This is a genomic window from Allobosea sp., assembly GCF_017308015.1.
In the GTDB taxonomy this organism is placed as follows: Bacteria; Pseudomonadota; Alphaproteobacteria; order Rhizobiales; family Beijerinckiaceae; genus Allobosea.
Window position 1 is genome coordinate 336,025 of sequence record NZ_JAFKFW010000002.1, and the last position, 19,761, is coordinate 355,785.

The following is a 19,761-nucleotide window of genomic DNA, read 5'->3' on the forward strand; positions in this document are numbered from 1 at the left end:
TTGACTGCCATCGCCCTCACCATCGCCGGCTCGGATTCAAGCGGCGGCGCCGGCATCCAGGCCGATCTCAAGACCTTCGCGGCTCATCAGGTCTATGGCGCCAGCGTCATCGTCGCACTGACTGCGCAGAATACCAGGGGCGTCAGCGCCATCCATGCCGTACCGCGCGATTTCGTCGCCCAGCAGATGGACGCTGTGTTCGAGGATCTCGATGTCGGCTCGGTTAAGATCGGCATGCTCGCGACCGCCGAGCTGATCGAGACGGTCGCTGCCGGGCTGAAGCGCCATGGCGCGAAGAATGTCGTGCTCGATCCCGTGATGATCGCGGCCTCCGGCGCGCGGCTGCTGGAAAGCGCGGCGGTCGAGGCAATCCGCACGCATCTCTTCCCGCTTGCGACCCTGATCACGCCGAACCTACCGGAAGCCGCGGCCCTGCTCGGCACCAGCGCTGCCGAGACCGACGAGGCAATGGACGAGCAGGCCGAGAAGCTCGCCGCGCTCGGTGCAGCCAACGTCCTGGTCAAGGGCGGGCACGGCACCGGCGATATCAGCAGCGACCTGCTTTTGCTCGCGGGCGGCGCGCGCCAGCGCTTCAACGCGCCACGGCTCGCGACGCACAATACCCATGGCACCGGTTGCACGCTCTCATCCGCAATCGCCGCCAACCTCGCCAAGGGGCTGGCGCTGCCAGAGGCGGTCGGCCATGCCAAGACCTATATCTCGGCCGCCATCGCTGCCGCCGACGAGATTCCGGTTGGCCACGGCCATGGACCGGTCCATCATTTCCATCATTGGTGGGACAGGACCGACGGGAGCAAGCCATGACCGCGATCCCGGATTTCACGAAGCTCGCCTACGCCGCCGGGGCGCGCCCGGCTGCCAGCGCTCTGCCCTCGGGCGAAGCCTGGCAGACACCCGAGGATATCCCGGTCAAACCGGTCTACATTGCTGCCGACCGTGACGGCCTGCCCTTCGTCGAGACGCTGCCGGGCATCGCGCCCTATCTGCGTGGCCCCTACCCGACGATGTATGTCAACCAGCCCTGGACGATCCGGCAATATGCCGGCTTCTCCACGGCCGAGGATTCGAACGCCTTCTACCGGCGCAACCTCGCTGCCGGGCAAAAGGGCCTCTCGGTCGCCTTCGATCTCGCGACCCATCGCGGCTACGATTCCGATCATCCGCGCGTCGCCGGCGATGTCGGCATGGCCGGCGTCGCGATCGACTCGATCTACGACATGCGCACGCTGTTCTCCGGCATCCCGCTCGACCAGATGAGCGTGTCGATGACGATGAACGGCGCGGTGCTGCCGGTTCTGGCGCTCTATATCGTCGCGGCCGAAGAACAGGGCGTGCCACAGGCCAAGCTCTCGGGGACCATCCAGAACGACATCCTCAAGGAGTTCATGGTCCGCAACACCTATATCTACCCGCCCTCGCCCTCGATGCGGATCATCGGCGATATCTTCGCCTTCACCTCGGCCAACATGCCGAAGTTCAACTCGATCTCGATCTCCGGCTATCACATGCAGGAGGCCGGGGCGACGCAGGACCTCGAGCTCGGCTACACGCTGGCCGACGGCGTCGAGTACATCCGCGCCGGCCAGCGCGCGGGCCTCAGCGTCGATGTCTTCGCGCCGCGCCTGTCCTTCTTCTGGGCGATCGGCATGAACTTCTTCATGGAAGTCGCCAAGATGCGCGCCGCCCGGCTGATCTGGGCCAAGCTGGTCAAGGATTTCGGGGCCCAGAACGAGAAATCCCTGCCCCTGCGCACCCATTGCCAGACGTCTGGCTGGTCGCTGACGGCGCAGGACGTGTTCAACAACGTGCCGCGCACCATGATCGAGGCGATGGCGGCGACTCAAGGCCATACCCAGTCGCTCCACACCAACGCGCTCGATGAGGCACTGGCGCTACCGACCGATTTCTCGGCCCGCATCGCCCGCAACACCCAGATCCTGCTGCAGCAGGAGAGCGGCACGACCCGGATCATCGATCCCTGGGGCGGCTCCTATTACGTCGAACGGCTTACCGCGGAACTCGCCGAAAAGGCCTGGGGCCACATCCAGGAGGTCGAGAAGTTAGGGGGCATGGCCAAGGCGATCGAGGCCGGCATCCCGAAGCTGCGCATCGAGGAGGCGGCCGCCAAGACGCAGGCCCGCATCGATGGCGGCCAGCAGGCGATCATCGGCGTCAACTGCTACAAGCCGGAAAGCGAAGCGGCGATCGACGTGCTCAAGGTCGACAATGCTGCCGTACGCACCCAGCAGCTCGACAAGCTGAAGCGCCTCAAGGCCGAGCGCAACGAGAGCGAGGTCGATGCCGCGCTGACGGCGCTGACCAATGGCGCAGCCGGCAACGGCAACCTGCTCGATCTTGCGGTCAAGGCCGCCCGCGCCAAGGCCACCGTCGGTGAGATTTCGCTGGCGATGGAGAAGGTCTTCGGGCGCCACAGGGCCGAGATCAAGGCGATCTCCGGCGTCTACAAGCGGGAGGTCGGCGAGATGAACCCAGCCGTGACGCGTGTCCAGATCATGTGCGAGGCCTTCGAGGAGGCCGATGGGCGCCGCCCGCGTATCCTCGTCGCCAAGATGGGCCAGGACGGGCATGATCGCGGCCAGAAGGTCATCGCCTCGGCCTTCGCCGATCTCGGCTTCGATGTCGATATCGGCCCGCTCTTCGCAACGCCTGACGAGGCGGCGCGGCAGGCCGTCGAGAACGACGTCCATATCGTCGGCGTCTCGTCGCTGGCGGCAGGGCATCTGACGCTGGTGCCGGAGCTGAAGGCCGCGCTCGCCAAGGCCGGCCGGCCCGACATCATGATCGTGGTCGGCGGCGTCATCCCGCCCCAGGATTTCGACGCCCTGATCGAAGCCGGTGCTTCAGCGATCTTCCCGCCCGGCACGGTCATCGCCGACGCTGCCGAGAAGCTGCTGCAGGAATTGAACGAGCGCCTCGGATACGCCCAGCGGACGGCTGCTGAATAAAAGAAGGCGGGCGCTGCCAGCCGGCAGCGCCCGCCCCATGATCACGACCGACGTGGCGACACTTACCGCCAGCCGTAACCATAGCCGTAGCGCGGCGGAGGCGGCCGCATGCCGTAACCGTCAGAATAGCGATGCCAGCGGCGCTGACCCCAGAAGCCGTGGACGGCGGGCGGCGCGGGGCGCCAGCCGTAGCCATAGGCCGGACGCTCAGAGCTGCGCCCGTAGCCACCAAAGGCCTGGGCCTCGCCGGACCCGGCGAAGGTCGAAAAGGCGAGAACGGCACCGCCGAAAGCGAGCGCGGTCAAACCGATCCGGGTGCGATTGCCAAACATGATCTCACGTCCTGTTCCGGCAGGGATCGCCCCGCCACGGATCGGACATTCGCAGATCGAGGCTGAACGGGCTTTGAGGGAGCCGTTCAGCAGCCGTTTATCTATCGGAGAGTTGCTGCCGCTTCAGCAGCAGCGAGGCTGCGATCACGACGACGGCGACAGCCCCGATCATGATCGTGCAGGCGGCGTTGATCTCCGGCGAAACGCCAAGCTTGACCGCTGAATAGAGCCGCATCGGCAGCGTCGTCGCTCCCGGGCCCGTCGTGAAGCTCGCAATGACGAGATCATCGAGCGAAAGCGTGAAGGCGAGCATCCAGGCTGCGGCCACCGCCGGCCAGATCAGTGGCAGGGTCACGGTCCAGAAGGTGACGAAGGGCGTCGCGCCGAGATCCTGCGCCGCTTCCTCCAGCGAACGATCGAAGCCTACGAGCCGGGACTGCACGACGATGCAGGCAAATCCCAGGCTGAAGGTTGCGTGGGCGATCGTCACCGTCCAGAAGCCGCGCTCGACATCGACGGCGACGAAGAACAGCAGCAGCGACAGGCCCGTCACCACCTCGGGCATGACCAGCGGCGCCAGTACCATGCCGGAGAACATGGTGCGCCCCATGAAACGACCATGGCGCGCCAGCGCGAGAGCGGCGAGCGTGCCGAGGACCGTCGCCAGCGTCGCCGAGACGAAGCCGAGGCGAATCGAGAGCCAGGCTGCATCGAGCAGCGGCTCATTCTGCATCAGCGCGCCGTACCAATGCGTCGAGAAACCGCCCCAGACCGTTACCAGCCGCGAGGCGTTGAAGGAATAGGCGACGAGCGTCAGGATCGGCAGGTAGAGGAAAGCGAAGCCGACGACCAGCGCGAGGATCAATCCGGGACCGAGCCGGCTCATGCCGCCATCTCCCGCTGCAACCGCGCCCGCTGGAGCAGGACGAGCGGCAGCACCAGCACGACGAGCAGCACCACGGCCACCGCCGAAGCCAAAGGCCAGTCGCGGTTCGAGAAGAACTCGCCCCAGAGCACCTTGCCGATCATGACCGTGTCGGGGCCGCCCAGCAGGTCCGGGATGACGAACTCGCCTACCGCCGGGATGAAGACCAGTGCGGAACCAGCCAGAATGCCCGGCAGCGAGAGCGGCAACGTCACCGTCAGGAAGGCGGTGACCGGCGTGGCGCCGAGATCGGCGGCCGCCTCGAGCAGGCCGCGATCGAGCTTCTCCAGCGTGGCGAAGAGCGGCAGCACCATGAAGGGCAGATAGGAATAGACCATGCCGAGCAGCACAGCCACTTCCGTATTGAGCAGGCGCAGCGGCTCCCCCTCAAAGCCGAGCAGACCAAGCGCCGCATCGAGCAGCCCGTCCGGTCGCAGGATACCGATCCACGCGTAGACGCGGATCAGAAAGGACGTCCAGAACGGCAGGATGATGAAGACGAGCAGAATACCGCGCCAGCGCGCCGGCACCGACGCCATGGCATAGGCGAGCGGATAGCCGATCGCGAGGGCCAAAACGGTGGTCAAGGCTGCGATGCGGAGTGAATAGAGATAGCTTTGCCAGTAGAGCGGGTCGTCTCCGAGCAGGGTGAAATTCGCCAGGTCGAGCTGGGAAATGAATTCGCCGAGCTGAGCCAGCCCTTCCCAATGCGGCGCATAGGGAGGCAGCGCCGTCTCGGCCTGCGAGAAAGCCATGCGCAACACGATGGCGAAGGGCACGAGGAAGAACAGCGCCAGCCAGACGTAAGGGACGGCAACGACCAGCCGGCCGAGCCGCTGCAGCGGAGCGACCGCGCTCATGGCGGCAGCACCACGCCAGCCTCGACATCCCAGGACAGCCAGATCTTGTCGTCCCAGGCGAAGGGCCGTGCCAGACGGCGCGTGCGGTTGGCGAGCGCAACCTTGACCAGTTGCCCGCGCTCCCCGCCGAGCATCACCTGGATCATGGTGAAGTCGCCGAGATAGCCGATGTCCCAGATCTCGCCTTCGACCTTGTTGACGGCCTGAGCCGGCTCGTCATGGCCGATCTCGATTTTCTCGGGCCGGATGCCGACAACCAGGGGCTCGCCCGGTCTCAGCGCTGGCGCATCCTCGTCGAGTTCGACGATACCTACATACGGCATCTCGGCCCGAACCAGATCGCCTTCCACGGCCGCAACACGGCCCTCGAAGATGTTGATGTCGCCGACGAATTCCGCGACGTGGCGGCTGGCGGGCGCTTCGTAGATCACGTCGGGCGGGCCGATCTGGACAAGCTTGCCATGGTCCATCACCGCCATACGGTCAGCCATGGTCATCGCCTCGTCCTGGTCGTGGGTAACGACCATGAAGGTCAGGCCGAGCTCGCTCTGCAGATCCATCAACTCGAACTGGGTCTGTTCGCGCAGCTTCTTGTCGAGAGCCGCCATCGGCTCGTCGAGCAGGAGCAGCTTCGGCCGCTTGGCGAGCGAGCGGGCGAGCGCGACGCGCTGACGCTGGCCGCCGGAGAGCTGATGCGGCTTGCGGCCGCCGAAACCGGAGAGCTTGACCAGCGCCAGCATCTCCTCGACGCGCCGGTCGATCTCGGCGCGCGGCAATCCCTCCCGCTTCAGCCCGTAAGCAATGTTGCCCGCCACCGTCAGGTGAGGGAACAGTGCATACGACTGGAACATCATGTTGATCGGCCGCAGATGCGACGGAATACCGGTGATGTCCTGCCCGTCGAGCAGAATCCTGCCCTCGTCCGGCGTCTCGAAGCCGGCGAGCATGCGCATCAGCGTGGTCTTGCCGCAGCCTGATGGCCCGAGCAGCGCAAAGAACTCGCGCGGGTAGAGCGCGAGCGAGAGATCGCCGACCGCAGTGACGTTGCCGAAACGCTTGGTCACGCCCTCGAACGAGACCAGCGGCTTCGCCGCCGGGTCGTTCCAGGGCTGAAAAGCCCGGCGTACGCTGCCGGGCGAGGTTTTCTTCATACCGGTCGTCCCCGTCGAGAACCGTTCACTTGCCGGTCTTGACGCGGGTCCAGAGCCGGTTGACCAACCGCTGGGACTTTTGGTCGTAGGGTGTGATCGTGTAGAGCCGCCCCATCACCTCGTCCGACGGATAGATGCCGGGATTGTCGCGCACCGCCGCAGAGAGCAGCGGCTTCGCTGCGATGTTGCCGCTGGCATACTGGATGAAGTCAGAGTTCTTCGCCGCCATTTCGGGCTTGTTGACGAAGTCGATGAACTTCAAGGCAGCCTCGACATTGCCCGCATCCTTCGGGATCACGAAGGAATCGAACCACATCAGCGCGCCTTCCTTCGGGATCGAATAGGCGATCTGGACGCCGTTCTTGGCCTCCTCGGCACGCTTCTTCGCCTGAAGGATGTCGCCGGAATAGCCGACGGCCAGGCAGATATCGCCATTAGCCAGAGCGTTGATGTACTCGGAAGAGTGGAATTTCTGGATATGCGGGCGGATCTTGCGCAGGAGTTCGCCGGCCTTGTTGAGATCGGCTTCCTTCTTCGAATCGGGATCGAGCCCGAGATAGCGCAGCGCCGCGGGGAACATCTCCTCGACCGCGTCGAGCACATGGACACCGCAATTCGACAGCTTCTTGAGCTGGTCGGGCTCGAAGACGATCTTCCAGCTATCGATCACGGCATCGGGACCAAGCCGTTCCTTGACCTTGGCCACATTGTAGCCGACACCCGTCGTGCCCCACATGTAGTTCACGGCATATTTGTTGCCGGAATCGTACTTGCCGAGACGAGTCTGGATTTCGGGCCAGAGATTCTTGAGATTCGGCGCCTTGTCGCGGTCAACCGGCTGGTAGAGGCCGAGCGGAATATGGCGCGGCAGGAAGGACGCGGTGACGACGATCAGGTCATAGCCGGTCTTGCCGGCCAGAAGCTTGGTCTCCACCGTCTCCATCTGGTCGAAGGTGTCGTAGACGACGGTGATGCCGGTTTCCTTCTTGAAGGCGTCGAGCACTTCCGGATCGACATAATCCGACCAGTTGAAGATACGCAGCTGCTTGTCCTGCGCGGCCGCCGGCGCGGCGAGAAGTCCCAATCCGATCGCACAGGCGGCGATCGCCTCGGTCAGTCGCTTCGTCGTCTTTCCCAATCCGCCCCTCCATCATGTTGGCGCGCGCACGCTACCAGCTTTCGTTTCGGCATCAACCGCCAACGACCAGGTTCGGAATGGCTGCACACAGGCGAAGCGCGCCTGACGCAACCGTGATGTGCCGGGTTCTTGCCGGCGTGCGACGGCATGCACATACCGAAAAGCATGCGTCTGCTCCGCCGCATCCTGCTATTCTTCGCGATCGCGTTCCTGCTGCCGCTCGCAAGTCACGCGGGCTGGTGGATTTGGCAGTCGCATGCACCAGACTGGCGGCGGGCCGACTGGACCAGCGCAAAGCTGCTCCCTCCAGCCTCGGTCGAACCGGAGGCGAGCGTGCATGTCTTCGCCGCACGCGTCGGTCGCTGGCGCGGGATCTTCGCCCATCATTCCTGGATCGTTGTGAAGGAACGGGGCGCCAGCGCCTATACACGCTTCGACGTCGTCGGCTGGGGCGCGCCACTCAGGGTCAATCATCGCGAGGCCGACGGCCGCTGGTTCGGCAACACGCCCGAGTCCGTCGCCGAAATTCGTGGCGAAGCGGCGGAGCACCTGATTCCGCGTATCCGCGCGGCCGTGACCGCTTACACCTATTCCAGCCCCGGCAGCTATATCGCCTGGCCGGGGCCGAACTCGAACAGCTTCGTCCAGTACGTCATGGCGGAGGTGCCCGAGCTTCAGCAGGCGCTGCCACCGACGGCGCTGGGGAAGGATTGGCGGGCCGACGGGCTCTTCGCCGGGCTGACCGCCAGCCGCACGGGCGTCCAGGCCTCGCTCTACGGGCTTGCCGGCGTCACCGTCGGCTGGGTGGAGGGCATCGAGATCAACATGTTCGGCCTAGTCGCCGGGTTCGACCTGCGCAGCCCGGCGCTGAAGCTGCCGGGCTGGGGGCGGGTCGGAGCCTAGTCTCGAAGCGGTCACACCGCCTCGAAGGCCTGCGCCAGATCCGAGATGAGGTCCTCGATATTCTCGATGCCGACCGAGATACGGATCAGGGCATCGGTCAGGCCGATCTCCTCGCGCAGTTCACGAGCGACGCCGGAATGAGTCATCGCGGCCGGGTGCGAGACCAGTGTCTCGGTCCCGCCCAGGCTCACCGCGAGCTTCATGATCTGCAGGTTGTCGAGCAGCGCGAAAGCCTCCTTCTCACCGCCCTTGACGTCGAAGGCGAAAGTCGAGCCTGCGGCCGTGCACTGGCGGTCGAAGACGGCCTTGCGTGGATCGCTGTCCTTGAGGTTGCCAAGATAATGGACTCTGGCGACCTTGGGATGGCCTTCGAGATATTCCGCCACCAGCTTGGCGTTCTCGTTGGCGCGGCTCATGCGGATGTCGAGCGTCTCCAGCGAGCGCATCAGCATCCAGCAGGAGTTCGGATCGAGCTGCGTACCGAGCGAACCGCGCCAGGCTTTCACCTGCCGCACGAGGGCTTCCGAGCCGCTGATCGAGCCACCGACGAGATCGGAATGGCCACCGACATATTTGGTCAGCGAAAGCAGCGACAGGTCGGCGCCCTGCTTCAGCGGCTTCTGGTATTTCGGGCCTAGCATGGTGTTGTCGACGACGACAGGCGGGCGGTGACCCTGCGACTTCTCCAGTTCGTCGGCGATCGCCTTGCAGGCAGCAAGATCGACGAGGCCATTGGTGGGGTTGGCCGGGGTCTCGACCAGGATCATCGCGACCCGGCCCTTGGCCGCGGCGGCACGCGCAACGTCACGCATCTGCGCGATATCGAGCCCGTCGGTAAAACCGAAGGGCGTGACGCCGAAGGCGCCCATCTGATTCTTCAGCAGCGTCTCGGTGCCGCCATAGAGCGGGCGGGAATGCAGGATCGTATCTCCCGGGCGCAGGAAAGCGAAGCAGGTGGTCGCGATCGCCGCCATGCCCGAAGCGAAGACCGCGCATTTCTCGGCTTCGTCCCAGATCGCCAGGCGATCCTCGAGGATCTCCATATTGGGATGGTTGAAGCGCGAATAGACGAGGCCGGGCTTCTCGCCGGGCTTGGGCTGGCGCCGGCCGGAGGTGAAGTCGAAGAAATCCTTGCCCTGCTGGGCATTCTCGAAAACGAATGTCGAGGTCAGGAAGACCGGCGGCTTCAGCGACCCTTCCGACATGGCCGGCGAATAGCCGAAGCCCATCATCAGCGTCTCGGGATGGAGCTTGCGGTTAGCGATCCGGTCCTTGTGGTAGTTGTCTGCGCTCATGGCCGTCTCCCTCTGAATCCTGCGACGCAGGCCGGTTTCTGGCACCAGAGTATTCCCATCAGCGCGCCATTGCTTGGCCGATCAGCATCGCCCTGATATTCCTTGAGCAACTTTCTGCTCAATCTTCATCGACATGGAGCATATCGTGCTCGACAGCATCGACCGCCGCATTCTCGCCGTACTGCGCGAGGACGGGCGCATCACCAATCAGGACCTGTCCCAGCGTGTCGGGCTGTCGCCGACGCCGTGCCTCAGGCGCCTGAAGCGTTTGGAGGAAACCGGCGTCATCCAGGGCTATGCGGCCATTGTCGACCCCAAAGCCTACGGACTGCCCTTCAGCGTCTTCGTCTCGGTGCGGCTGACGCAGCAGAACCAGGAGCAGATCGCCGAGTTCGAGAAAGCGGTAGAAGGCTGGAGCGAGGTTGCCGAGTGCTACCTCATGACCGGTTCCCAGGATTATCTGCTACGCGTCGTCACCGACGGCATCGAGGGCTATGAGCGCTTCCTGAAGCAGAAGGCGACGCGGCTGAAATGCATCCAGTCGGTCGAATCCAACTTCGCGCTGGCGACGATCAAGAAGCGCTCCGGCCTGCCGCCGGTCTGAAGATTATCAGCGGGCGGCGAACAGCTCGGCCGCCGCGGCCTTGGCCATGCCGCTTTGCTGATGCGCCACGCCGGGCACGGCAACCTCGCGCCAGCGCAACGCCACACCGAGACGGCGTGCCTCGTCCGCAGCCATAGCTATGAAGTACTCTCCGCGCGCAAAGCGGGTCGGCCCCTGCTCCTCGGCGCCTCGCGACTTGTTGAGTTGAGGATGGTCGGGATCGATGTCGCGGTCTCCGAGCATGACCAGTACTGGCTTGGAGAAGGCGCGGATCAGCGTGGCATCGGTCGCGGGGGTAGCCTTGAGCGAATACGGATAAGCGCGATCACCGGCCAAAACGGGCAGCGTGTAGTAGCCGGCATTCGCCACAACCGCCGTCGCAATGCGCGCCTCAGGCACCAGCATCACCATGCGATGCACGAACTGCGCACCTGCGGAATGACCGAAGATCGTATAGCTGTCGCCGGCAACACGGCCACTGGCGCGAGCGCCGTCGAACAACCTTTCGATCAGGCCGAAGGTCCATTTCGTCTTGTCGGGCTCGCCGCGCACACCACCCTGCTGGAAACGGCGGCTGGGAAACTGCTCCTTGTCGAAGCGCGGCGCCAGAACCAGAAAGCCCGCCCGGTCGGCGGCAGCCTTCCAGGCATCGCGCGCGCCCTTTGCATTGCGGCCCATGCCATGGACCGCGATCAGCAGCGGACAGGGCTCGGCGGCACAAACCGGCGGCACATAGGTCGAAACGGCGATGGTGGCTGGCAACGGATCGGAATAGCTGGCCTCGGCCGGACCGGTCCCCGCGAAGAGTGCCGGCGTTTCGGCAAAGGCAGCGGAAAGGCCGAAGGCCAGCGCCAGACCAGCGACCATCAATCCCCTGCCCGGCCGCCTCATCCCGCCAGCTCCTCTAACCGCCGCGATCCATGGCGCGACGCACGACCTGGGTGACCTCGCTGTTGGACAGGAAGAGGTCGTGGCGCAGCATGCTCCAGCCCCGACCGGAGGTATCGGCGACTCTGACGCCCAATTCTTCCAACCGCGAGCGATCCGCAGCGCCAGCCCGGGCGACGCCACCGGCGATACGGGCAGAAACCGCGAGCGCCCGGTCGCCGGGATCGATGATCACCGTCATGCGCTGCGCCAGAGGCCCGAGCTTCTTCACCGTCTGCTCGAAGGCGTCGATATCGACATCGGGCGAAGCCAGAACGACAGAACCGATCCGGGCATAGATTTCCCGAGATTCACGCAATTCGCGCAGGCCTTCCAGCGTCAGGAAAGTCCCCATGGAATGGGCCACGATATGGATGCGGCCGACGGTCGGGTTGGCGACAAGCGCCTGCAGCGACTGCACGAAGCCGTCACGCGACCAGAGAGCGCTCTCACGATCATAGGCATAGTCGAAGAGCTTGCCGCCTGAGGGCCAGGTGAACAGCGCCGTGCGGCCCTGGAATTCCAGCGAATGCGAGAGCTGGCCAGCGCTGCGTGCCGCGGTCTCGAACGTCTCGTTGAAGCCATGGATGTAGAGCAGCACGTCGCGCCCGTTTACGGCGTCCGAAAAGGCACGCGCAGCGTCGCCCGTCGTCTCGCGCGAAACCCCGAGCACGGCCCAGTCACCGCTGACCGCCGAGGAGACACGCCCCGCGATACCGCGCCCCGGCGGCGACAGCCGCACCTCGGCGAAGGTCAACGGTCCGCGATCCGTGTTGAAGAAGGGCGCGGCGTTCCCGGTCGACCGACGCGTCGTCATGACCAGCAGCCGCGGGTCCTTGCCGAGCGCAGACGTATCGGCGCGCTCCGGCTCGGAAAAGGGAGACACACTCGCCTCGCTTTGCGCGCAGGCGGCAAGCCCGAGCGGCAGGAACGCGGCGAGGGCCAGCGAACGGCATGAAAAGGCGCGCCTTGTAACGGGCATGGAGACGGGTATCCGGTCAGAAATCGAGGGGCCGAGCTGGCAGCCGGACCTCTAAAGGCAGGTCAAGGCGGCCAGAATGGGGCAAACCGCCCGCTTCCGCTCCTGAGCGGCCGGAGCGTTGCGCGAAGGCGACATCACCGTGCCGCGCCGGAGATGATCTGGATCGGCGCGTTGACGACCAGCCCGACGGTCGAACCGACCGTACCCATCACGCCGCCGGCGATATCGCCGACCCTGTCACCGAATTGCGGGCCGGCGAAGCCGATGCCCTTGTCCTGCTGCAGCCTCTGACCGATGAGCTGCACCACTTTCGGCGAGGACGCGAATTTGGCGTGGTTGAGGCTGTCGCCCGAGGAGACCTCGGACAGGTCGATCAGCCGTACGCCGAGCTTCTCCAGCTCCGCGATCGTTTCGGTATCCTTGCTCGACACCGCGCCGAGCCGCGTCTTGTCGCCGGCAAAGCGCCGGGAGAAGTCGAGTGCCCTGTCGTCGGCCGAAACGAAGACCGTCAGCGGCCGCCGGATGGCGCGCATCTGCGTCCTGAACACGTCAAGATCGACATCGGGCGCCGCGAGCATGACATCGCGCAGCTTGCCGCCGAAACCTCCATCGCCCCGGATCGCAGCCTGACGGAGCGTCTCCAGCGTCAGCATCGTGCCCATGGAATGGGCGAGGATATCCATGCGCGCCGGGCCGAGATCGCGGGCGATGGCACGCAGGTTCAGCTCGAGGAAATCGCGCGAATAGAAGGCGCTTTCGCGATCGTAGGGATAGGCCAGCAACTGCCCGCGCGAGGGCCAGGTGAACAACACCGGCACGCCCTTGAAGCCGGAATCATAGACGATCTGGGCGAAGCGATAGGCCGCATCGGCGAAATTCGTGTTGTAGCCGTGGACGAAAACCAAGACGTCGCGTTGGGAAGCCGGCCGCCGCTGCAACTCCTTCCGCACGTCAGAAACAACAGGCGCGAGATCGAGCTTCTGGATGTAGATGGCGGAAAAATGCTTGGCGGGGTCGCCCGGCCCGGAATCGGGCAACTCCAGATTGCCGGGTTTATGGATACGCGGGACGGTGATGTCGAGGCGGGCGAAGGAGAGCTGCGGCCCGCGCTCGCCGCTGAAATAGACCGGCTGCGCCGAGACTTCGCGCGTGGTCGCAACATAGATCTGGACGGTTCCGGCGATGTCCTCTTTCGGCGCCTGGCTCAGCTCCAGCACGCGCGGCGTGCCGCAGGCGGCCAGCGCCAACGGCAGAAACAGAACCAACAGGAAAACACGAAGCCGCATCGCCACGCACATCATCGCCAAGTCGTCTCACCGCCACGGCGGATTCACAAGAGGCACACATGACACAGTGATGAAGCAAGTGAGTCGCAAGGGTGCCTTGTCGCCGGCGCCGGCGGGTTGCTAACTGGCGGCATGGTCGACAGCAGTTCCCCAGCCGATCCGCTCGGCGATGCCATCCTCGCCGGCGAACGTGCGGCTTTGGCGCGCGCGATCACGCTCGCGGAATCGCGGCGCGCCGATCATCGCGAGCGGGCGCAGGCCCTGATCCAGCGTTTGCTGCCCCATACCGGGCGCGCGATCCGGGTCGGCATCACTGGTGTTCCGGGGGTCGGCAAATCGACGACGATCGATGCCCTTGGTACCTATCTGACAGCCAAGGGTCACAAGGTCGCGGTGCTCGCGGTCGACCCCTCCTCGACTCGTACCGGCGGCTCGATCCTCGGCGACAAGACACGCATGGCCCGCCTCGCGGTCGACCCTGACGCCTATATCCGCCCCTCCCCTTCTTCGGGCACGCTCGGCGGCGTCGCGGCAAAGACACGCGAGACCATGCTGCTCTGCGAGGCCGCCGGCTTCGACGTCATCCTGGTTGAGACGGTCGGCGTCGGCCAGTCCGAGACCGCGGTCGCCGACCTCACCGATTTCTTTCTCGTGCTGATGCTGCCCAATGCTGGCGACGAGCTGCAAGGGATCAAGAAGGGCATCATCGAGCTTGCCGACATGATCGCGGTCAACAAGGCCGATGGCGACGGCGCCACGGCTGCGCGCTCGGCGGCAGCTCAGTACAAGGCAGCGCTGCACATCCTGGCGCCTGCCTCGTCGCTCTGGAGCACACCCGTCGTGACGATCTCGGGACTGACCGGGCTCGGCCTCGAAGCCCTGTGGTCCAAGATCGAGGAGCATCGCGGACGCTTCGAGGCCAAGGGGCTGATTGCCGAGAAGCGCCGCCGGCAGGACGTAAAATGGATGTGGGCGATGGTGCAGGACCGGCTTCAGGCGAAACTGCGGAGCGATCCGGCGCTGAAAGCCCGCACGCCGGAGCTCGAGGCCGCCGTCGCGGCCGGGCGCCTGCCGCCGACATCGGCCGCCGACGAGATCGCGCAAGCGCTGGGATTATAGAATTCGGGCTGTAGCTGACGAAGCGCTGGCCTGGGCATGCCAGGCACCGCCAATGATCTCATCGAGGACTTTTAGACCGGCGCGTCCCTGATCGAGCTCGACGATGGCAGGTGCCTGGCGGTCAGCGCCAACGACGTCATCGCCGGGGACCTGACGAAGCCCCCGATGCCAAGGCGTCGGAGGCTTGGCCGCGAACGACGCGATGCGCTGAACCCGGATCAGGCAGCAGGCGCGCGGATCCGCCCGACCTCGATGCCGTTCCAGTTCTTCAGCACGGTCTCGCGCAGCGGCGCGAAGGCGGCCTGCATGGCGTCGTCCATCGGCAGGAAGCGCGCGATCAGGGCGCCGAGCGCGATCTCGGCGGCGCGGCCGGCGCCATCATCGCATTTCAGGGCGATGCCATAGCCCAGTTCCGGCAAGGCCGCGCAATAGACGCCTTCGGCCCCGGTCTTGGTGAAGGCGCGCGCGCCGAGCAGGTCCATCAGCCGCGTGTCATAGCGGCCCGTGCCGGCCACCATGAAGGGATGGGCGGCCGCAGCCGCCCGGATACGCGCAGCCGCCTTCGCCCGCTCCAGCCCAAAGCCACGGCCGGTGCCGAGCCGGGCAAAGCCCAGCGCCAGCGCGGAAAGCGGTACGGCGTAGGACGGGATCGAGCAGCCATCGGTGCCCATCCGGTCGGCGCTATGGGCGGCACCGGTCACCGCTTCCAGCGCGCCGCGCACCGCTTGTTGCACAGGATGGCCGGCCTTCACATAGCCCCGGGTGTCCTCGCCCATATTGCAGGACAGGCAGACGAAGCCGGCATGCTTGCCGGAGCAGTTATTGTTGAGAGCGCTCGGCTCGGCGCCCGACTTCGCCAGCGCTCGCGAAGCGAGTTCGTTCGACGGCCAATGCGCACCGCACTCAAGGCAGCCAGCATCACGGCCGGCCTTGCGGAGCATCGACAACGACGTCTGCGCATGGAGCGGTTCTCCGGAATGCGAGGAGACCGCGAGCGCGATCTCGGCCTCGGTCAGCCCGTAACGGTCTGCGGCACCGCTCTCGATCAGCGGCAGGCCCTGGATCGCCTTGACGGCCGAGCGCGGGAAGACCGGGCGTTCGACATCCCCCGCCGAGAAAACCACGCCGCCGTCGGCATCAACCACGATCGCCGCGCCGCGGTGGCGGGATTCGACGACATTGCCGCGCGTGACCTCGGCGAGCACAGGGTTTTCCATGGCGACCTCCATTGCCCATTCGTCAGGGCTTGCCGCCTTTTGGCGCCGACACGAGGTCCTGTCAAAAGCGCTGGCGCGAAGAGCGCCGGGCTGCCACGGTGCGGCCGAGCCAACCACGCCCTTCAGCGATGGAAGACCGATGTCGCCGGACTACGAGACCGAGTACAACAACCGCGCCCGCGTGCCGGAACATCCCGGCATCATCGCCGGCTGGCAGGCAGATGCCGCCGCCTATCGCAGCGAAGCGCTGGCCGAGCTGGACGTGTCCTACGGCGAGGGCGAACGCCAAGCCTATGACCTGTTCAAGCCTGAAGCGATCCGCGGCAATGCGCTGGTGATGTTCATCCATGGCGGCTACTGGCAGGCGCTGGATCGCAGCTATTTCTCGCATATGGCGCGCGGACTGAACCGGCTCGGCCTGCCGGTCGCGGTCGTCGGCTACGACCTCTGCCCGCAGGTGCATCTTGGCCATATCGTCTGGGAACTGCAGCAAGCGGCGGCGGCGCTATGGCGACGCTTCAACCTGCCGGTGATCGCGACAGGGCATTCAGCCGGCGGGCATCTCAGCGCCTGCACGCTCGCCACGGACTGGAAGAATGTCGACGCCAGTCTCCCGGACCAGCTCGTGCCCGCGGCCTATGGCATCTCCGGGCTCTACAACCTGAAGCCCCTCGTTGAGACCAGCATCAACAAGGCGCTGAATCTCGACCTCCCCGCCGCAGAACTCGAAAGCCCGCTATTCTGGCCGGCGCCGTCCCGGCTGACGATGGATGCGGTGGTCGGTGGTGCCGAGAGCGAAGAATATCACCGGCAGAGCCGTCGGCTCGTCGATGTCTGGGGGCTGGAAGGCGTGACGACACGCTATGAAGAGATACCGGGCTCCAACCATTTCACGGTGATCGCCGGGCTGACCGACCCGGAGAATGCGATGACACGGCGCATCGCTGCGCTCGCCGGCGCTTGATCTCGGCCCATCGAAGATTCTATCCAGACCCGACAGAATTTCGGAGCATGCCATGCAGACCTTCTTCGTCGAGATCAAATGCAAGCTCGGCAAGACCTACGAGGTCGCCAGCGAACTGGCTGATCGCGAGATCGCGTCCGAGATCTACTCGACCGCCGGCAACTACGACATCCTGGCCAAGTTCCACGTCGCGGCCGATGTCGATATCGGCCATTTCGTCGCGCAGAAGGTACAGTCGATCCCGGAGATCGCCGACACGCATACGATCATCACCTTCAAGGCGTTCTGAGAGCCGACCCCTTACCTGAATCCGCATCCTGAGAAGCGGTTCCTCGCGGAATGGCTTCTCAGGATGATTCAGTTGTCTCCTGCCCTCTGGAACATCCTTCGAGACGCGCCTGCGACGCTCCTCGGGATAGGGGCTCAGATATTGAAGCCGGACTCCCTTCGCTGGGATTTCCCGAATCCTTCCCGGCGTTTGCGTGCGACTTCGCGCATGCTGGTTCAGCATCTTGCCAGATTGATTCAAGTTCGCGCCCGCCTCATCCTTTCCGCCCCGGCGAAACTGCTGGCGGCATCGACGGCTTGACGGCATGGGGCCTTTCGCGCGACCAGCATCCTTCGGATCGAAGGGACTATCGCGCCATGAAAAGTACGCTCTCGACTGATCTGCGCTCGGGCGCGCTCGTCTATCACCGCCAGCCCCGTCCCGGTAAGCTCGAGATCCAGGCGACCAAGCCGCTCGGCAATCAGCGCGACCTCGCTCTCGCCTATTCGCCCGGCGTCGCCGCCGCCTGCGAGGCGATCATCGACGACCCCTCCGAGGCTGCCGAGCTCACCTCGCGCCAGAATCTCGTCGCCGTCATCACCAACGGCACCGCCGTGCTCGGCCTCGGCGACATCGGCCCGCTCGCCTCCAAGCCGGTGATGGAGGGCAAGGCGGTCCTCTTCAAGAAATTCGCCGGCATCGACTGCTTCGACATCGAGGTCGAGCAGAAAAACATCGAGAAATTCGTCGAGGTCGTCGCAGCGCTGGAGCCGACCTTTGGCGGCATCAATCTCGAGGACATCAAGGGGCCGGAATGCTTCGAAATCGAGGAGCAGCTCAAGGCCCGGATGAACATCCCGGTCTTTCATGACGACCAGCACGGCACGGCGATCATCGTCGGGGCCGCCGTCCTGAACGGGCTCGACCTCGCAGCCAAGAAGATCGCCGACGTCAAGATCGTCGTCTCCGGCGCGGGCGCGGCCGCGCTCGCCTGCACAAGCCTGCTGGTCGAGCTCGGCGCACAGCGCAAGAACATCTGGGTCACTGATATCGACGGCGTGGTCTACAAGGGCCGCAACACGCTGATGGACCGCTGGAAGGAGGTCTATGCGCAGGAGACCGACGCCCGGACTCTCAGCGACGTCATCGGCGGCGCCGACATCTTCCTCGGGCTGTCCGCCGCCGGCGTGCTCAAGCCCGAGATGGCCAAGCAGATGGCGCCGAAGCCGCTCATCCTGGCGCTCGCCAACCCGAATCCCGAAATCACGCCGGAGGACGCGCTGAGCGTTCGCCCCGACGCGATGATCTGCACAGGGCGGTCGGATTATCCGAACCAGGTCAACAACGTTCTGTGCTTCCCCTATATCTTCCGCGGCGCGCTCGACGTGCAGGCGACGACGATCAACGAGGCGATGAAGCTCGCCGCCGTGCGCGCCATCGCCTCGCTCGCCCGTGAGGCGACCTCCGATATCGCGGCGCGCGCCTATGGCGGCGAGGCCTCGACCTTCGGCGCAACCTCGCTGATCCCCAACCCGTTCGACCCGCGCCTGATCATGCGCATCGCCCCGGCCGTCGCCGAGGCCGCGATGGTGACCGGCGTCGCCCGCAAGCCGCTGGTCGATGTCGAAGCCTATCGCGAGCAGCTTTCGCGCTTCGTCTTCCGCTCCGGCTTCCTGATGAAGCCGCTGTTCCAGAAGGCCAAGGCCGACCCCAAGCGCGTGATCTATGCCGAAGGCGAGGACGAGCGCGTGCTGCGCGCGGCCCAGGTCGCGCTGGAGGAAGGGCTTGCCATCCCGATCCTGATCGGCCGCCCAAGCGTGATCGAGACGCGTATCCAGCGCTTCGGCCTCACCCTCAGGCCCGGCGTTGATTTCCAGGTGGTCAATCCCGAGGACGACCCGCGCTATCGCGATTACGTCCAGAGCTATCTCGATATCGCCGGCCGGCGCGGCATCACGCCGGAGGCGGCGCGCGCGCTGGTGCGCACCAACAACACGGTCATCGCCGCGCTCGCCGTCGCCCGCGGCGAGGCCGATGCGATGATCTCGGGCCTCGAAGGCCGGTTCATGTCGCGCCTGCGGCACATCAAGGACATCATCGGCATGGCGCCGGGTGTCTGCGACCTCGCGGCGATGACCCTGATCATCACCAACAAGGGCGCCTTCTTCCTGTCGGACACGCATGTGAAGCATGATCCGACGGCCGAGGAGATCGCCGATATGACCGTGCTCGCGGCGAGTCATGTTCAGCGCTTCGGTATCGCCCCGAAGATCGCACTCTTGTCTCATTCCGATTTCGGAGCGGCCGATACGCCCTCCTCGCTCAAGATGCGCAAGGCGCTGAAGCTGATCCGCGAGCGGGCGCCGCATCTGGAATGCGACGGCGAGATGGAGGCCGACACCGCGCTGGTCCCACTGATCCGCGAGCGCGTCCTGCCCTCCTCGACGCTGAAGGATATGGCGAATGTCCTGATCTTCCCGAATCTCGACGCCGCCAACATCTCCTACCAGTTCGCCAAGGTGATGGCCGACGCCCTGCCGGTCGGGCCGATCCTGATCGGCACGGCCAAGCCAGCGCATATCCTCACCGGCTCGGTGACCGCGCGCGGCGTGGTCAACATGACCGCCGTCGCCGTGGTCGAGGCGCAGGAGAGCGCGGCCGCTGCCGCAGGCAAGTGAGCCTGTAGCCAGCTCCTGACAATCAAGACGCGAAAACCGCGGCCCCGTCGCCGTTTTCGCGCTTGGCAGACTCAACGCGACAAGGTCTACTCCCCCGAAGTCGGGCATCGCTCGCAACGACGCCC

The 19,761-nt window shown here is 65.3% G+C and carries 18 protein-coding genes; 8 read left to right on the forward strand and 10 right to left on the reverse strand.

The annotated features are described in order from the left end of the window. Both thiD and scpA read left to right on the forward strand, forming a co-directional pair. Positions 1-825 carry a bifunctional hydroxymethylpyrimidine kinase/phosphomethylpyrimidine kinase gene (gene thiD / locus J0I42_RS01655; protein ID WP_291652135.1) on the forward strand — a complete coding sequence of 275 codons (825 nt, stop codon included), beginning with the start codon at positions 1-3 and terminating at the stop codon, positions 823-825. Next, complete coding sequence (gene scpA, locus J0I42_RS01660; protein WP_291652137.1) at positions 822-2,987, forward strand: methylmalonyl-CoA mutase; 2,166 nt, start codon at positions 822-824, stop codon at positions 2,985-2,987. Before thiD ends, scpA begins: the two co-directional genes overlap by 4 nt. A gap of 62 nt (positions 2,988-3,049) precedes the next feature. Here the strand turns inward: scpA and J0I42_RS01665 are convergent, their stop codons facing one another. The 5 genes from J0I42_RS01665 to J0I42_RS01685 form a co-directional block, all read right to left on the reverse strand. After that, the gene (locus J0I42_RS01665; RefSeq protein WP_291652139.1) at positions 3,050-3,319 is read right to left on the reverse strand and encodes a hypothetical protein; all 270 of its coding nucleotides are present in this window, start codon (positions 3,317-3,319) and stop codon (positions 3,050-3,052) included. A gap of 97 nt (positions 3,320-3,416) precedes the next feature. After that, complete coding sequence (locus J0I42_RS01670; RefSeq protein ID WP_291652141.1) at positions 3,417-4,205, reverse strand: ABC transporter permease; 789 nt, start codon at positions 4,203-4,205, stop codon at positions 3,417-3,419. Then, positions 4,202-5,104 (reverse strand): ABC transporter permease, encoded by a 903-nt coding sequence (locus J0I42_RS01675; RefSeq protein WP_291652143.1) that lies wholly within the window; start codon positions 5,102-5,104, stop codon positions 4,202-4,204. The genes J0I42_RS01670 and J0I42_RS01675 overlap by 4 nt, the downstream gene beginning before the upstream one ends. Then, the gene (locus J0I42_RS01680) at positions 5,101-6,255 is read right to left on the reverse strand and encodes an ABC transporter ATP-binding protein (RefSeq protein WP_291652145.1); all 1,155 of its coding nucleotides are present in this window, start codon (positions 6,253-6,255) and stop codon (positions 5,101-5,103) included. Before J0I42_RS01680 ends, J0I42_RS01675 begins: the two co-directional genes overlap by 4 nt. Positions 6,256-6,280: 25 nt before the next feature. Then, on the reverse strand, positions 6,281-7,393 hold the full coding sequence (locus tag J0I42_RS01685; protein ID WP_291652147.1) for a polyamine ABC transporter substrate-binding protein: 1,113 nt from the start codon (positions 7,391-7,393) through the stop codon (positions 6,281-6,283). A 165-nt stretch (positions 7,394-7,558) separates the two neighbouring features. Here J0I42_RS01685 and J0I42_RS01690 point away from each other — a divergent pair, with 165 nt between their 5' ends. Next, a complete protein-coding gene (locus J0I42_RS01690; protein WP_291652149.1) occupies positions 7,559-8,296 on the forward strand; it encodes a DUF3750 domain-containing protein in 738 nt (245 codons plus the stop codon). 11 nt (positions 8,297-8,307) lie between these two features. On the opposite strand, the gene J0I42_RS01695 is transcribed toward J0I42_RS01690, so the two are convergent. Further along, a complete protein-coding gene (locus J0I42_RS01695) occupies positions 8,308-9,591 on the reverse strand; it encodes a cystathionine gamma-synthase family protein (protein ID WP_291652151.1) in 1,284 nt (427 codons plus the stop codon). A 133-nt stretch (positions 9,592-9,724) separates the two neighbouring features. Here J0I42_RS01695 and J0I42_RS01700 point away from each other — a divergent pair, with 133 nt between their 5' ends. Further along, the gene (locus J0I42_RS01700) at positions 9,725-10,195 is read left to right on the forward strand and encodes an Lrp/AsnC family transcriptional regulator (protein ID WP_291652153.1); all 471 of its coding nucleotides are present in this window, start codon (positions 9,725-9,727) and stop codon (positions 10,193-10,195) included. A 6-nt stretch (positions 10,196-10,201) separates the two neighbouring features. Here the strand turns inward: J0I42_RS01700 and J0I42_RS01705 are convergent, their stop codons facing one another. From J0I42_RS01705 to J0I42_RS01715, 3 genes are all read right to left on the reverse strand, one after another. Beyond that, positions 10,202-11,062: an alpha/beta hydrolase family protein gene (locus tag J0I42_RS01705; RefSeq protein ID WP_291652155.1), complete on the reverse strand. Its 861-nt coding sequence runs from the start codon at positions 11,060-11,062 to the stop codon at positions 10,202-10,204. 37 nt (positions 11,063-11,099) lie between these two features. After that, complete coding sequence (locus J0I42_RS01710) at positions 11,100-12,104, reverse strand: alpha/beta hydrolase (protein WP_291652157.1); 1,005 nt, start codon at positions 12,102-12,104, stop codon at positions 11,100-11,102. Positions 12,105-12,238: 134 nt separating this feature from the next. Then, a complete protein-coding gene (locus J0I42_RS01715; RefSeq protein WP_291652159.1) occupies positions 12,239-13,390 on the reverse strand; it encodes an alpha/beta hydrolase in 1,152 nt (383 codons plus the stop codon). 132 nt (positions 13,391-13,522) lie between these two features. Here J0I42_RS01715 and meaB point away from each other — a divergent pair, with 132 nt between their 5' ends. Further along, complete coding sequence (gene meaB, locus J0I42_RS01720) at positions 13,523-14,509, forward strand: methylmalonyl Co-A mutase-associated GTPase MeaB (RefSeq protein ID WP_291652161.1); 987 nt, start codon at positions 13,523-13,525, stop codon at positions 14,507-14,509. Positions 14,510-14,727: 218 nt separating this feature from the next. Here meaB and J0I42_RS01725 read toward each other — a convergent pair whose 3' ends face one another. After that, on the reverse strand, positions 14,728-15,726 hold the full coding sequence (locus tag J0I42_RS01725) for an asparaginase (RefSeq protein WP_291652163.1): 999 nt from the start codon (positions 15,724-15,726) through the stop codon (positions 14,728-14,730). Between the two features lie 139 nt (positions 15,727-15,865). On the opposite strand from J0I42_RS01725, the gene J0I42_RS01730 reads away from it, so the two are divergent. The 3 genes from J0I42_RS01730 (at position 15,866) to J0I42_RS01740 (ending at position 19,636) form a co-directional block, all read left to right on the forward strand. Continuing rightward, positions 15,866-16,690 (forward strand): alpha/beta hydrolase, encoded by an 825-nt coding sequence (locus J0I42_RS01730; RefSeq protein ID WP_291652165.1) that lies wholly within the window; start codon positions 15,866-15,868, stop codon positions 16,688-16,690. Positions 16,691-16,742: 52 nt separating this feature from the next. Then, positions 16,743-16,979, forward strand: coding sequence for an Lrp/AsnC ligand binding domain-containing protein (locus tag J0I42_RS01735; RefSeq protein WP_038361355.1), 237 nt, complete (start codon positions 16,743-16,745; stop codon positions 16,977-16,979). 356 nt (positions 16,980-17,335) lie between these two features. Continuing rightward, positions 17,336-19,636, forward strand: a complete 2,301-nt coding sequence (locus tag J0I42_RS01740) for an NADP-dependent malic enzyme (RefSeq protein ID WP_291652167.1) — start codon at positions 17,336-17,338, stop codon at positions 19,634-19,636. Positions 19,637-19,761: the final 125 nt, after the last annotated feature.